At 70.5% G+C, this 12,350-nt stretch carries 16 protein-coding genes; 8 read left to right on the plus strand and 8 right to left on the minus strand.

What is annotated here, in order from left to right:
- The first annotated feature begins 6 nt into the window (after window positions 1-6).
- Window positions 7-444 carry a holo-ACP synthase gene (locus AB0L91_RS29055; protein ID WP_189032848.1) on the plus strand — a complete coding sequence of 146 codons (438 nt, stop codon included), beginning with the start codon at window positions 7-9 and terminating at the stop codon, window positions 442-444.
- Window positions 445-457: 13 nt separating this feature from the next.
- On the opposite strand, the gene AB0L91_RS29060 is transcribed toward AB0L91_RS29055, so the two are convergent.
- Window positions 458-1,075: a TetR/AcrR family transcriptional regulator gene (locus tag AB0L91_RS29060; protein ID WP_355277186.1), complete on the minus strand. Its 618-nt coding sequence runs from the start codon at window positions 1,073-1,075 to the stop codon at window positions 458-460.
- 313 nt (window positions 1,076-1,388) lie between these two features.
- Between AB0L91_RS29060 and AB0L91_RS29065 the strand changes: the two genes are divergently transcribed.
- A complete protein-coding gene (locus AB0L91_RS29065; RefSeq protein WP_365015547.1) occupies window positions 1,389-2,624 on the plus strand; it encodes a hypothetical protein in 1,236 nt (411 codons plus the stop codon).
- Between the two features lie 58 nt (window positions 2,625-2,682).
- Here AB0L91_RS29065 and AB0L91_RS29070 read toward each other — a convergent pair whose 3' ends face one another.
- Together AB0L91_RS29070 and AB0L91_RS29075 are read right to left on the minus strand one after the other, a co-directional pair.
- Window positions 2,683-3,459, minus strand: coding sequence for an ABC transporter permease (locus tag AB0L91_RS29070; RefSeq protein ID WP_365015548.1), 777 nt, complete (start codon window positions 3,457-3,459; stop codon window positions 2,683-2,685).
- Between the two features lie 23 nt (window positions 3,460-3,482).
- The gene (locus AB0L91_RS29075) at window positions 3,483-4,442 is read right to left on the minus strand and encodes an ATP-binding cassette domain-containing protein (protein WP_365015550.1); all 960 of its coding nucleotides are present in this window, start codon (window positions 4,440-4,442) and stop codon (window positions 3,483-3,485) included.
- 112 nt (window positions 4,443-4,554) lie between these two features.
- On the opposite strand from AB0L91_RS29075, the gene AB0L91_RS29080 reads away from it, so the two are divergent.
- The gene (locus tag AB0L91_RS29080; RefSeq protein WP_365015551.1) at window positions 4,555-5,271 is read left to right on the plus strand and encodes a TetR/AcrR family transcriptional regulator; all 717 of its coding nucleotides are present in this window, start codon (window positions 4,555-4,557) and stop codon (window positions 5,269-5,271) included.
- Here the strand turns inward: AB0L91_RS29080 and bcp are convergent, their stop codons facing one another.
- Complete coding sequence (gene bcp / locus AB0L91_RS29085) at window positions 5,272-5,745, minus strand: thioredoxin-dependent thiol peroxidase (protein ID WP_365015553.1); 474 nt, start codon at window positions 5,743-5,745, stop codon at window positions 5,272-5,274. It abuts the gene before it with no gap.
- An 80-nt stretch (window positions 5,746-5,825) separates the two neighbouring features.
- Between bcp and AB0L91_RS29090 the strand changes: the two genes are divergently transcribed.
- Window positions 5,826-6,053 (plus strand): DUF3618 domain-containing protein, encoded by a 228-nt coding sequence (locus AB0L91_RS29090; RefSeq protein ID WP_022567119.1) that lies wholly within the window; start codon window positions 5,826-5,828, stop codon window positions 6,051-6,053.
- A gap of 67 nt (window positions 6,054-6,120) precedes the next feature.
- On the opposite strand, the gene AB0L91_RS29095 is transcribed toward AB0L91_RS29090, so the two are convergent.
- Together AB0L91_RS29095 and AB0L91_RS29100 are read right to left on the minus strand one after the other, a co-directional pair.
- Window positions 6,121-6,417 carry an excalibur calcium-binding domain-containing protein gene (locus tag AB0L91_RS29095; RefSeq protein WP_355276847.1) on the minus strand — a complete coding sequence of 99 codons (297 nt, stop codon included), beginning with the start codon at window positions 6,415-6,417 and terminating at the stop codon, window positions 6,121-6,123.
- Window positions 6,418-6,552: 135 nt separating this feature from the next.
- On the minus strand, window positions 6,553-7,530 hold the full coding sequence (locus AB0L91_RS29100) for a pirin family protein (RefSeq protein ID WP_365015554.1): 978 nt from the start codon (window positions 7,528-7,530) through the stop codon (window positions 6,553-6,555).
- Window positions 7,531-7,599: 69 nt separating this feature from the next.
- On the opposite strand from AB0L91_RS29100, the gene AB0L91_RS29105 reads away from it, so the two are divergent.
- Window positions 7,600-8,064, plus strand: coding sequence for a MarR family transcriptional regulator (locus AB0L91_RS29105; RefSeq protein WP_365015556.1), 465 nt, complete (start codon window positions 7,600-7,602; stop codon window positions 8,062-8,064).
- 63 nt (window positions 8,065-8,127) lie between these two features.
- On the plus strand, window positions 8,128-8,997 hold the full coding sequence (locus tag AB0L91_RS29110) for a hypothetical protein (RefSeq protein WP_365015557.1): 870 nt from the start codon (window positions 8,128-8,130) through the stop codon (window positions 8,995-8,997).
- Between the two features lie 160 nt (window positions 8,998-9,157).
- On the opposite strand, the gene AB0L91_RS29115 is transcribed toward AB0L91_RS29110, so the two are convergent.
- Window positions 9,158-9,544 carry a cupin domain-containing protein gene (locus AB0L91_RS29115; protein WP_365015559.1) on the minus strand — a complete coding sequence of 129 codons (387 nt, stop codon included), beginning with the start codon at window positions 9,542-9,544 and terminating at the stop codon, window positions 9,158-9,160.
- A gap of 51 nt (window positions 9,545-9,595) precedes the next feature.
- Between AB0L91_RS29115 and AB0L91_RS29120 the strand changes: the two genes are divergently transcribed.
- Window positions 9,596-10,576 (plus strand): helix-turn-helix domain-containing protein, encoded by a 981-nt coding sequence (locus AB0L91_RS29120; protein ID WP_365015561.1) that lies wholly within the window; start codon window positions 9,596-9,598, stop codon window positions 10,574-10,576.
- Window positions 10,577-10,628: 52 nt separating this feature from the next.
- The gene (locus tag AB0L91_RS29125; protein ID WP_365015562.1) at window positions 10,629-11,432 is read left to right on the plus strand and encodes an alpha/beta fold hydrolase; all 804 of its coding nucleotides are present in this window, start codon (window positions 10,629-10,631) and stop codon (window positions 11,430-11,432) included.
- Between the two features lie 11 nt (window positions 11,433-11,443).
- Here AB0L91_RS29125 and AB0L91_RS29130 read toward each other — a convergent pair whose 3' ends face one another.
- Window positions 11,444-12,343 (minus strand): LysR family transcriptional regulator ArgP, encoded by a 900-nt coding sequence (locus AB0L91_RS29130; protein ID WP_365015563.1) that lies wholly within the window; start codon window positions 12,341-12,343, stop codon window positions 11,444-11,446.
- Window positions 12,344-12,350 lie beyond the last annotated feature (7 nt).

Consider the following 12,350-nt stretch of genomic DNA (forward strand, 5'->3'; position numbering starts at 1 on the left):
CGCTTCGTGACGATTCTCGGAATCGGTTTGGACTTGGTGACCATCTCCGAGTTCGCCGAGCAGCTGCAACGGTCGGGGACGACGATGCTCAGGGAGAGCTTCACCGCTGGTGAACGCCGCTACTGCCAGAGCAAGCAGACGGACCCGGCCCGCAGCTTCGCCGCACGCTGGGCCGCGAAGGAGGCGGTGCTCAAGGCTTGGGCATCGTCTCGCTTCGCGCGCAGCCCGCAGATCGGGGACAACCCGTATCCGCTGATCGAGGTGGTGAACGACGCCTGGGGCAGGCCGAGCATCAAGTTGCACGGCCTGGCCGCGGAGTTCCTGCCGCGCGCCCGCGTCCACCTGTCGCTGACCCACGACGGCGACACCGCGGCGGCGATGGTGGTACTGGAAGATCCCGGCGAACTCGCCGATCTGATCGAGGGTAGGGAAACTACCCGTTAGACATCGCGCACCGTCACTCCGTGGCGGTGCGCGATTCTTTTTCCGCCACAAGCAGGTACGCGACCATCAGGCGCTTGAGTTCGGCGACCGCGTCGGCGTTGGACTGTTCGTCCTGCACGGAGAAGTTCAGCATCGAGTAGACGACGTGCACGAGCACCTCCGCCATCATCGTGCGCCGGGCGCGCGGGGTGCGCGGCGTCAGCGGCCGCAGCATCTGCGAGACCACCTCGGCGAATTCCTTCTCGTGCAGCGCGCCCGTCGCCCGGGTGGACGGGGTCGACTGCATGGCCAGCCACACCTCGCGCCGCGAGGGATCGGTGGTCCACAGGCCGGCCAGGTGGTCGACGAACTGGTTCATGTGCCGCAGCCAGTCCAGCGACGGCACCTCGCCGTGGAAATCGGCGAGCTCACGGGAAACCGCAACCAGGTCTTGCCGATTGAGCTCGCAGACGATCACGTACTTGTTGGCGAAGAACTGGTACAGGGTGCCGATCGGCACCTCGGCGCGCTGCGCGACCTCTTCACAGGTGAACGATTCGAAACCGACCTCGACGAGCAGTTCGCGCGAGGACGCCAGCAGCGCGTCGAACTTGCGCTTGCTGCGTTCCTGGGTGGGCCGCTTGCGCGGCATCAGCTCCTGCGGGTCGTCCTGCAATTCCAGCGCAGGGTCCGGACGGCTCTGCTTGGACCGGGCCTGCGCGTGTACTTCCACCCATCCAGGCTAGCGGTATACACACATCCCCGACACGCGTCTACCGACAGCGTGTCAACAACTGGGCGAAATTCCTCCCATCCATGCCACGGCTGGTGACGAATCATCAGATGAGCGTGCGTGCATCCGCACGCTTATTCGCGGCGATCTCTCGTCGCAACCGACCTACCGCGAAGTGATGGGCCCCGTGCGGGCCCGTCCCGCATCGTTTCGCACAGGGAAGGCATGACTTGTGGCTGCAGGATCTGTGATCACCCTCGGCGTCAGCACCGAGCGAGGGGCCGTGCACGCGGTCGCCTTCGCCGAGTCGGGCGCGACCCTCACCGACCGGATGCTGCTGCGGCGCACGGTGCGTGCGGGCGGGGACAGCAAGGCGGAGGTCGCCGTCGCGGTGCAGACCGCGCTGGACACGATGGCCGCCGAACTCGACGACGAGCACGAGATCGCCGGAGTGGCAGTGAGTTACCGCGATGCCGCCGAGCGGCGCGCGATCGTCACCCGGCTGGCGTCGACACCGTGGCGCACGGCGTCGCTGGTCTCGGCCAAATCGGCGCATCTGTTCGTCGCGGGTGCGATGACCTGGCTCGACGAATTCGACAATCTGCTGGTCTACGAGGCCGTGCCGGGTCACCAGGCGATGACCCTGCTCGATCCGGGCAGGCATCGCGTGCTCGCCGCCTCCGCGCAGACCGGCGCGCCGACCCCCGACGCGCTGCGTGCCGGTGTGTCGGCGGCCTGGGACCAGTTCGAGGCGGCCGGGGTGAAGCCGGGCGCGGTGGTGCTGATCGGCTCGACCGCCGACGCGCCCGCGGTGCGGGAGGCGGCCGCCGGGTTCGGCGTGCCGGTGCTGCCGTGCCGGCTCGCGCCGTTCGCCCCCGCCGCCGGTGCCGCGCTGGTCGCGCTCGGTGATTCCGTCGACGTGCCGGTGGCCGCCGCCGCGCACTCCAAGCGGGGCACGGCGCTGGTGGCCGCGGCCGCGAGTCTGCTGGCGGGCGGGCTCGTCGCCGGTGGGTCGTACGCGGTGATGAACGGCGGGCCGCAGGCGGTCGACAACACCGCGGTGTCCTCCGAGCCCGGTGCGCATCCGGCCGAGCCGGTCGCGTCGCCGGGGCCGCAGCTGCACGAGACGGCCGACACCGGGTCGGCGGAGACCGGCTCGACCGGCGGCGTCGGTTCCAGCAGCGGCCTGCAGGTGAGCCCGGCGGCCGAGCCGTCGGAGACCTCGCCGTACGAGACGGTGTCGCCGAATCCGCAGCTGGTCGACCCGAGCCGGTTCCCGCTCGAGTACCCCACCCAGCTCTACGGCGACGCGCCGCAGGACGAGCCGCTGCCGCTGGAACCCGCCGCGCCGGTCGTCCCGCAGACGCCCGCCGCGGCGCCGACCCTGCCGGGCACCGGCATCCCGATGGGGATGCAGCCCGCCCAGGCGCCGGTGCCGGAGGGCCCGCGTTCGGCCTCGGCCGACTAGTCCGCCCGAGACACGGGAAAGGGGCCGCGCGATTCGTCGCGCGGCCCCTGCTCGTTGGTCAGACGCTGGTCCGGCGGCGGAACAGCACACCGGCCGCGAGATACCCGGCGATCGCGATCCCCGCGCACCACAGCACGGCGAGCAGCGCGCTGTCCCCGATCGGCGTGCCCATCAGCAGCCCGCGCATCGTCTCGATCACCGGGGTCACCGGCTGGTGTTCGGCGAAGGTGTGCAACCAGGTCGGCATCGTCTCGGTCGGCACGAACGCGCTGCTCACGTACGGCAGGAACATGAAGAAGAAGGTGAAGCCGTTGGCCGCCTCGGGATTCCGGGCGAGCAGGCCCAGCGCCGCGGCGAGCCAGGACAGCGCGAAGACGAACATCGCGAGCACCCCGAGGACACCGAGCCAGCGCAGCGGATCGGTGGTCGGCCGGAAGCCGAGCGCTATCGCCACCCCGATCACGACGGCGGAGGTGAGCAGATTGCGCAGCACGCTCTCGGCGACATGGCCGGTGAGCACCGCCGACCGGGCGATGGCCATGGTGCGGAACCGGTCGATGATGCCCTCGGCCAGATCGGTCGACAGCGCCACCGCCGTGGTGGAGGCACCGAAACCCGCGCACAGCAGGATGATTCCGGGCACCACGTAGTCGATGTAGGGGCCGGGGCCCGCCTGCATCGCGCCGCCGAAGACGTAGACGAACATCAGCAGGATCATCACCGGCAGCGCGATGGTCATGATCATCGTGTCGGGACTGCGCACGGTGTGCCGGATATTGCGGTCCAGCATGGTGATCGAGTCCTGGGCGATGTGCACGGGGGACTGGGTGGTCATGGTCGGTCTCGTTTCGTGGGAGTTCAGGCGGCCGACGCGGCCCGGTGGGCGCGGCCGGTCAGGGCGAAGAAGACGTCGTCGAGGTCGGGGGTGTGCACGCTGAGCTGGTCGATCGCGATGTCGAGCTCGGCGAAACGGTCTAGCAGCCGCTTGATCTCGACCGCGCTGCCGTCCGAGGGCACCTGCAGGGTCAGCTGGTCGGGGTCGAGGTGGCCCGCCTGGTCGCCGACGGCGTGCGCGGCGGCCGCGAGCAGGCGCTGGTCGGCGAAGCGGAACCGGAGGTGCCCGCCGGGGACGAGCCGCTTGAGTTCCTCCGGCGTGCCGTCGGCCACGATGCGCCCGCCGTCGAGCACGGCGATCCGGTCGGCCAGTTGGTCGGCTTCCTCCAGGTACTGCGTGGTGAGGAAGACGGTGGTGCCCTCGGCCGCGAGGTCGCGGATCGCGGCCCAGAGGTCGCGGCGGCTGCGCGGGTCCAGGCCGGTGGTCGGTTCGTCCAGGAAGACCAGGCGCGGCCTGCCCATCAGGCTCATGGCGAGGTCGAGCCTGCGGCGCATGCCGCCGGAGTAGGCCGACACCGGCCGGTCGGCGGCGTCGGCGAGGTCGAAGCGATCGAGCAGGTCCGCGCCGCGACGCCGGGTCTCGGTGGTGCCCAGGTGCAGCAGCCTGCCGGTGAGCCGCAGGTTCTCGGCGCCGGTGAGGACGCCGTCCACGGCGGCGTACTGCCCGGTGACGCCGATCAGGCCGCGCACGGTGTCGGCCGCGCGCACCGCGTCGTGCCCGAAGACGCGCGCGTCGCCCTGATCGGGCCGGACGAGCGTGGCCAGGATGCGGACCAGGGTGGTCTTGCCTGCGCCGTTGGGTCCGAGCAGCGCGAAGACGGTGCCGGGCGCGACTTCGAGCTCGAGGTCGTCGAGCACGACCCGCGCGCCGAAGCTCTTGCGCAGCCGCCGGACCGAGAGGGCGGGCGTTGGTTCGAGCGTCATGAGTTCTCCGATCGAGAAACTGTTTATGAGATAAACATAGTTTATAGAGTAAGCAGTTAATCGGCGCAAGAGTGGTCCCGCTAGAGTCGACCCGAGCGGAGGAGGAGAGTGGATGACGGACGCGGCGCTACCGAAGGCGGTCGAGCTGATGTGGGGGCTTGGTCAGCCCGGCACGCGCGGGCCCCGGCGCACGCTGACCCTCGAGCAGATCCTCGACGCCGCCGTCGAGGTGGCTGACGCGGAGGGCTACGCGGCGCTGTCGATGGGCCGGGTCGCCAAGCAGCTCGGCTTCACCGCCATGTCGCTGTATCGCTATGTCGACAGCAAGAACACGCTGGAAGACCTGCTGCTGGACCGGGTGGTCGGCGTGCCGCCGGTGATCGCGGCCGGGACGCCGTGGCGGGCCGGGCTCGAGCAATGGGCGAGCGCGGAGTTCGAGCGGATCGGCAGGCACCCGTGGTGGGTCGACATCCCGTTGAACCGGCCTCCGCTGGGGCCCAACAACATGGCCTGGCTCGACGCCGGGCTGCGGGTGCTCGGCGAGACGGCGGTGCCCGAGCCGGTCAAGCTCCAGCTGGTGATGAACCTGTCGATGTTCGTGGTGGGAAAGCGGCGGGCCGTTCGCGACCTCCAGGCGGAGGAGGACGGCGACTTCGCCTCGGTACTCGCGCGGGTGCTCGACCCGCAGCGCTTTCCCGCGGTGTCGGCCGCGCTGTCCGCCTCCGCCTTCGACGCCGACGATATCGACTGGAGCGCAGCCGATTTCGAGTTCGGGCTGGCCCGCCTGCTCGACGGCTACGAGGTGTTCATCCGCACCTTCGGCGGCTGACTACACCGAGAGGTCGCGGCGCAGCTTGGCGACGTGGCCGGTGGCGCGGACGTTGTACTGGGCGAGCTCGATCCTGCCCTGCTCGTCGACCAGGAAGGTCGAGCGGATGACGCCGGTGACGGTCTTGCCGTACATCATCTTCTCGCCGAACGCGCCCCACTCCTTCAACACGTCGCGCTCGGGATCGGACAGCAGTGGGAAGGTCAGGCCCTCGTTGTCGCGGAACTTGGCCAGCTTGGCCGGCTTGTCCGGCGAGATGCCGATGACGTCGATGCCCGCGCCGCCGAGTTCGGCGAGGTTGTCGCGGAAATCGCAGGCCTGCTTGGTGCAGCCGGGGGTGCTGGCGGCCGGGTAGAAGTAGACGATCACCTTGCGGCCGCGGTAGTCCGACAGCGACACGTCCTTGCCGTCGGCGTCGGGCAGCGTGAATGCGGGGGCGGTGTCTCCGGGGGAGAGGCGATGGTTGTCGGTCACCACCGCACGGTAACCGACCGGGTCCGGCGAACGCATGGATAGACTCGTCGGCGAGCAGCAGACACATATTGGAGGTGACGGTGGCCAAGGACGACACCGACCGGATCGAGCGCGAGATCGAGATCGCGCGCGCCCGGTTGGCGACGACGCTCGACGAACTGGCGGTGCGCGCCGATCCACAGCGGATCGCGGACGACACCAAGGCGATCGTGGTCGCCAAGTTGAACGAGCCGAAGGTCAAATACACGCTGATCGGCGCAGGTGCCCTGGTGGCAGGCCTGGTCCTGGTCAAGATCTTCCGCCGCTGACCCAGCAGGCGAAACAAAACACCCGATGTGGCCGAGCCGCATCGGGTGTTCTTGTTCGAGCGCAGGGCTACTGCGTGGGGCAGGCCAGCCCGTCACCGTCGGGGTCGAGGTGGGGGGAGTAGCCCGCTTCGCCACGGAACAGCGGCGCGCGCCCGGCCGCGATCGCGTCGTCGCAGCTGCGGAAGGCACCGCCGGCCGAGCCGGACTGGACCAGGTTGGCCGAGCCGGTCGCGCCGAGGAGCGAGTCGAAGCTGGAGGAGCCGGTGCCCGCCGAGCCCGACACCACATCGGCGTGGGCGGCGGGGACGGCGAGCAGGGTCAGACCTGCGGCGGCGAGGCTCACGGAGAGCCGGCGAACGTTCATGAATTCCTCGATGTCTGCTGCGGTTCGGTTGTGGGCCCGGACACTTGGCACCCCGGGCGGCCCCGTCCACAATCGTGAACGGGGCGTCCGGTTGTCAACCGCGCGGTGCCCCTAATCGCCGCGAATCGCGGTCGGTTATTCGCCCAGGCGGCGTCCGGTCAGATGTTCGGCCGGAACAGTACCCATTCGACCGGCCTGGAAATCCTCCATGGCCTGAATGATTTCCTCCCGGGTGTTCATGACGAACGGTCCGTACTGGATCACGGGTTCGCGCAACGGCATTCCGCCGAGCAACAGGACCTCGAGATCGCCGGTGCTGCTGTGCTGGGTGCGGTCGGCGGTCAGGGTGATGGCGTCGCCCTTGCCGAAGACCACCAGCTGCCCGGCGCTGATCGGCCTGCGGTCGACGCCGACGGTGCCGCTGCCCGAGAGCACGTAGGCCATCGCGGTGTAGTCCTTGGGCCACGGCGTCTCCAGCTGGGCGCCGGGTACCAGCGAGGCGTGCGCGTAGGCGATCGGGGTGTAGGTGGAGCCGGGACCGGCGAAGCCGCCGAGCTCCCCGGCGATGACGCGCACGAGCGCGCCGCCGTCGTGCGAGCTGACCAGGGTCAGTTCGCTCGCGCGCAGGTCCTGGTAGCGCGGGGTGGCGAATTTGTTCGCCCGCGGCAGGTTCACCCACAGCTGGATGCCGTGGAAGGTGCCGCCGGAGATGACGAGCTTCTCCTCGGGCAGTTCGTCGTGCAGCATGCCCGAACCCGCGGTCATCCACTGCGTGTCGCCCTCGCTGATGACGCCGCCACCACCTTGGGAGTCGTGGTGGACCATGGTGCCGTCGAGCATGTAGGTGACGGTCTCGAAGCCGCGGTGCGGATGCCAGGGTGCGCCCTTGGCCTCGTAGGGCTCGTAGGCGACGGGGCCCATCTGGTCGAGCAGGATGAACGGGTCGGCCGAGCGCAGATCGATGCTCGGGAACGGCCGGGTCACCTCGAAGCCCGCGCCTTCCTGCTGGCGCGCGGCGGTGACGATCTGGCGGACGGGTCGCTGGGTCTCGGTGACATCGGGCCGGGGCAGCCGGGGCAGCACCATGATGTCGTCGACGGTGATTGCGGGCATGGGATGTGCCTCCTGGTCGGTCACGTGCTTTGTTTCCATGTCAACCAAATGGGTTCTAGGATCATTCCCGTGACCCGATGGTTGACCGAGGAAGAGCAGCAGACCTGGCAGGCCTATATCCGCATGCGCCAGCGGTTGGACGCGGCGATCGCGGCCGGGCTGGCCGAGCACGGCCTGTCGATGGCCGACTACGAGCTGATGGTGCCGCTCTCCGCCACGCCGAGCGGGTGCCTGCGGGCCAAGGAACTGGCGAGCGAGGTGTGCTGGGACAAGTCCCGGTTGTCCAAGCAGCTGGCCCGGATGGCGGCGCGCGGGCTCGTCGACCGCAGGCCCGCCGAGGACGACGCGCGCGGGATCGTCGTCTCGCTGACCGAACAGGGTCGCGCGGTGCTCGGCCGGGCCGCGCCCGAGCATGTCGAGCTGGTGCGCGATGTGTTCGTCGACCGGCTGAGCGAGCCCGAGAGCGACGCGCTCCGGTCGCTCTCGGCGAAGGTGGTCGGGGCCAGCGACGCCCGAACCACGTTGCCTGGTTAACGAACTCGCGTTGACGGTCGATGGACAACGCGTAGGTCGGGCTCGTCGAACCCAGGGGTGGCTATGACTGTTCGAGCAAGAGTTGCCGGTGCGGTGGGCGCGGCGCTGATCGTCGTCCTCGCCGGGTGTTCGTCCTCGCCGGATTCCGCGACGCCGACCGGGCAACCGTCGGGTGCGACGCCGACCCAGTCGACGGCGCAACCGGCACCGTCCGGCGCGACGCCGACCCAGGCGACCGGGCTGCCGGGTCCGTCGGGCGCGACGCCGACTCAGGCGTCCGGGCAGCCAGGGACACCCGTCCCGACGACCGACCCCGGGGCGCCGGTCACCTCGGGCCAGATCACACTCGCCCCGTCCGGCCCGGCGACCACCGTCGTCTCGGTCGTCGCGGTGACCGCCGCCGGTCAGCCCAGCGACGGCTTCACCGTCGTCAGCCCCGATCCGTACGGCGCGCTGGACTGCAAATACGCCGAGCCCAGCCGCTCGGGTAACACTCCCGGCATCTACTCCGGCTGCGGCGCGTCCGCCGACTCGGCCGATGTCTGCTGGGCACCGCCGGGCAACACCACCCTGCTCTGCGCGAGTGATCCCTGGCAGCGCACGCTGCGCCGCTACACGGTGACGCCGCAGCTCACGCCGGTCGGTCGCACCGAGTCGCCCGAGCCGTGGGCGCTGGAACTGGCCGACGGCAGGCACTGCCGCATCCGGGTCGGTGGTGCCTGGGGTGGGCGCTCCGACGGATTGGTCGGCGCGTACTCCTGCGACGGTGGCCACGATGTGGTGCTCCAGCCCGCGAACGCGCGCACCGCGGTCGACACATCGTCGAGTACCTGGACGGTGAAGGTCGGCCCGCTCGGCTCGGGCAACCCCGACTTCCCGCCCCCACCCGCTGTCGCCGTGCGCACCGCGTACTTCGCCGCGACCGCGGGCTGACCGGACGAACCACCGCTGCGGTCGTGACTATCGCGCCCGGTCCGGCGGATCTCGGCGGTGTGGCCTCCGACCCCAGTCCGGCTGGGCAGTGCCGCCGCTACCGTATTCGGCCGGGGCGTGGATTCGGTGCGCTCAGGTCATCGGCCGGAGGTGTCCCGACTCAGGTGAGCGCGGTGCCGGTGGTGGCGGTGATGTGGTCGGGGACCTCGCCCGAATAGTCGCCAGTGGTCAGGGTCCCCGCGGGTTCGAACAGCAGCAGCGTGGCGCCCTCGGCCGAGGACGGGCGGTGCTCGACGCCGCGCGGGACGACGTAGGTGTCGTTGCGGTGCAGGGTGATTCGACGGTCCGGTGCGCGCAGATCGATGTCGAGGGTGCCGTCGAGGACGAGGAAGAACTCGTCGGTGTCGTGGTGGGCGTGCCAGAGGTGCTCGCCGCGCACCTTGGCCAGGCGCACGTCCCAGTCGTTGACCTGGGCCAGGATGCGCGGGCTCCACAGGGTGTCGAAGGTGGCGAGCGCGGCGTCGATGTTCGTCGGTCGATCGGTCATGCCTCATCGTCGCGGTTGCGGTGGCGGGCTGAACAGTGCGATGAATGGCACATGTCGCAAGATTTCTCGCAGCCGGGACTGCACCGCATCGCGGCGCTCGTCGACGACGGGTCCAATCCGTTCGAGCTCGCCTGCATGACCGAGGTGTTCGGGATCGAGCGGCCCGAGATCGGCGGCCTGCTCTACGACTTCCGGCTCTGCGCGCACCGGCGCGAGGTGCCGATGCGGCAGAACTTCTTCACCATGACCGGCCTGGCCGACCTCACCCTGCTCGACGCCGCCGACACCGTGATCGTCCCGAACCGCCCCGACACCGGCACCCCACGGCACCCGGCCGTCCTCGCGGCGATCGCCCGCGCGCACGCCCGTGGCGCCCGGCTGGTGGGTATGTGCAGCGGGGCGTTCACCCTCGCCGAGGCCGGGGTGCTGACCGGCCGCACCGTCACCCTGCACTGGCAGTGGGCGGCCGAGTTCCGCCGCCGCTTCCCCGAGACCGCGGTCGACGACGCCGTGCTGTTCATCGACGACGGCGACATCCTCACCTCGGCGGGCAGCGCGGCGGCCCTCGACCTCGCCCTGTACCTGGTCGGCCGCGACCACGGCACCGAGATCGCCACCGCGGTCGCCCGCCGCCTGGTCTTCGCCGCGCACCGCCGCGGCGGCCAGCGCCAGTTCATCGACCGCCCGGTGCCCCGCGACCCCGGCCCGTCCCTGGCACCGACGGTGGAATGGGCCGAACACCATGCCACCGAACCGATCACGGTCGCCGATCTCGCCGCGCACGCCTGCGTGAGCGTGGCCACCCTGCACCGCCGCTTCCGCGCCGAACTCGGCTGCACCCCACTGTCCTGGCTCACCGCCCGCCGCCTCGACCACGCCCGCCGCCTCCTCGAAGCGAGCGACCTCCCGATCGACCGGGTCGCCACCGCGAGCGGCCTCGGCACCACGGTGAACCTGCGCACCCACCTCGCCGCGGCGACCGGCCTCACCCCCACCGCCTACCGCAGGCAGTTCCGCACCCGGCCCGCGTGATCCGCTCGGTCCGCACGAATCCGATTCCGCGGTGCCGGTATCGTCCCGGGACATGCCCCTCGTCTCGCTCAACGGCATCCAGCTCAACTACGACGTCACCGGGTCGGGCCCACTGGTCCTGCTCGTGATGGGGAGCGGGAGCCCCGGCCGGGTCTGGCGGACCTATCAGGTGCCCGCCCTGGTGAAGGCGGGCTTCCAGGTCGTCACCGTCGACAATCGGGGGATCGCGCCGTCGTCGGAGTCGGCGGCGGGGATCACCATGGCCGACCTGGTCGGCGACACGGCCGCGCTGATCGAGCACCTCGGCGCGCCCGCGCACGTGGTCGGGACGTCGATGGGGTCGCGGGTGGTGGCCGAGCTCGCGCTGGCGCGGCCCGAGCTGCTGGGCAAGGCGGTGATGTTCGCCGCCACCGCGCGGCCGCATCCGGTGTCGAGCACGCTCAACCGTGGTGAACAGGCGTTGTTCGACAAGGGAATTGCGCTGCCGCCGGAGTACGCGGCGGCGGTCAAGGCGATGCTGAACCTGTCCCCGCACACCCTGGCCGACCCCGCCAAGGCCCAGGAATGGCTCGACATCTTCGAATTCACCTCGGGCAAGGGCACCCCCGGCACCCGCGCCCAGCTGGGGATGGACCGCTCCCAGGACCGGCGCGCGGCCTACGGCGCGATCACCGTGCCCAGCCTGGTCGTCGGATTCGCCGACGACCAGATGGTGCCGCCGCGGTTCTGCCGCGAGGTCGCCGAGGCGATTCCGGGCGCCCGCTACGCCGAGATCGAACGCTGCGGGCACTACGGCTACCTCGAACAGCCCGACGAGATCAACCGCGTCCTCGTCGAATTCCTCTCCGCCACGTGACGGTTCGCTGATCAGCGCTGCGGCTGGATCAGTTTTTCCGCGGCGGCCGCCACGATGGCCGCCGCGGTCTTGCTCAGGGCGGGGGAGTCGAGTTTCCACTGCTGCCAGTACAGCGGGACGTCGATATGGGCGTGGCCGCTGATGTTGACGAGTGTGCCTGTGGCCCTCTCCTTTTCGGTCTGCAGGTCGGGCAGCATGCCCCAGCCCATGCCGAGCCGCACCGCGTCGCCGAAGGCGTTCGACGACGGTACGAAGTGCATCGGCGGGTCGATCGGCTGGGGTGACCGGCGGCCGACGTGCCGGAACTGGAGATCGTCCTTGCGGTCGAACTGGATCATCGGCACGTGCGCGTATGCGTTGGGACGGGCGCCGTCGGGAAACCAGTGCGCCACGAACGCCGGGGTCGCGAGCGACTGGTAGCGCATGGCGCCGAGCGGGACGACCTTGCAGCCTTGGACGGGCGTCGCGGTCGCGGTGATCGCCGCCATCACGGTGCCGTCGCGCAGCAGCCGGGTGGTGTGCTCCTCGTCCTCGCGATGCAGCTCGAAGCAGATCCCGCTGCCCACCGCGGCCAGGGCGGGCATCACCCAGGTCTCCAGCGAGTCGGCGTTGACGGCGATCGGGATCCGCGCCGGCCGCCCGGCGGGGCGGTCGACGTCGCCGAGCTCGCGGGCGGTGTCGCCGGTGAGCAGTTCCACCTGCCGGGCCAGCCGCAGCACCGCGAGCCCGGATTCGGTGGCGCGCACCGGTTTCGAGCGCTGCACCAGGATGCGGCCCGCCGCCTCCTCCAGCGCCTTGATCCGCTGGCTGATGGCCGACGGGGTGACACTCAGGCGCCGCGCCGCCGCGTCGAAGGTGCCCTCGGTGAGGACCGCGTCCAGTGCGCGCAGCTGGTCCAGCTGGAGATCCATGTAAGAA

Source organism: Nocardia sp. NPDC051833 (assembly GCF_040681225.1).
Lineage (GTDB): Bacteria > Actinomycetota > Actinomycetes > Mycobacteriales > Mycobacteriaceae > Nocardia.

What these genes read in the sequence shown, in the direction of transcription:
- AB0L91_RS29060 (WP_355277186.1), bottom strand. Translation starts at nt 1,075, where the DNA reads ATGCCGCGCAAGCGGCCCACCCAGGAACGCAGCAAGCGCAAGTTCGAC.
- AB0L91_RS29070 (WP_365015548.1), bottom strand. Translation starts at nt 3,459, where the DNA reads ATGACCACCCAGTCCCCCGTGCACATCGCCCAGGACTCGATCACCATG.
- AB0L91_RS29075 (WP_365015550.1), bottom strand. Translation starts at nt 4,442, where the DNA reads ATGACGCTCGAACCAACGCCCGCCCTCTCGGTCCGGCGGCTGCGCAAG.
- AB0L91_RS29080 (WP_365015551.1), top strand. Translation starts at nt 4,555, where the DNA reads ATGACGGACGCGGCGCTACCGAAGGCGGTCGAGCTGATGTGGGGGCTT.
- AB0L91_RS29095 (WP_355276847.1), bottom strand. Translation starts at nt 6,417, where the DNA reads ATGAACGTTCGCCGGCTCTCCGTGAGCCTCGCCGCCGCAGGTCTGACC.
- AB0L91_RS29100 (WP_365015554.1), bottom strand. Translation starts at nt 7,530, where the DNA reads ATGCCCGCAATCACCGTCGACGACATCATGGTGCTGCCCCGGCTGCCC.
- AB0L91_RS29110 (WP_365015557.1), top strand. Translation starts at nt 8,128, where the DNA reads ATGACTGTTCGAGCAAGAGTTGCCGGTGCGGTGGGCGCGGCGCTGATC.
- AB0L91_RS29115 (WP_365015559.1), bottom strand. Translation starts at nt 9,544, where the DNA reads ATGACCGATCGACCGACGAACATCGACGCCGCGCTCGCCACCTTCGAC.
- AB0L91_RS29120 (WP_365015561.1), top strand. Translation starts at nt 9,596, where the DNA reads ATGTCGCAAGATTTCTCGCAGCCGGGACTGCACCGCATCGCGGCGCTC.
- AB0L91_RS29125 (WP_365015562.1), top strand. Translation starts at nt 10,629, where the DNA reads ATGCCCCTCGTCTCGCTCAACGGCATCCAGCTCAACTACGACGTCACC.
- AB0L91_RS29130 (WP_365015563.1), bottom strand. Translation starts at nt 12,343, where the DNA reads ATGGATCTCCAGCTGGACCAGCTGCGCGCACTGGACGCGGTCCTCACC.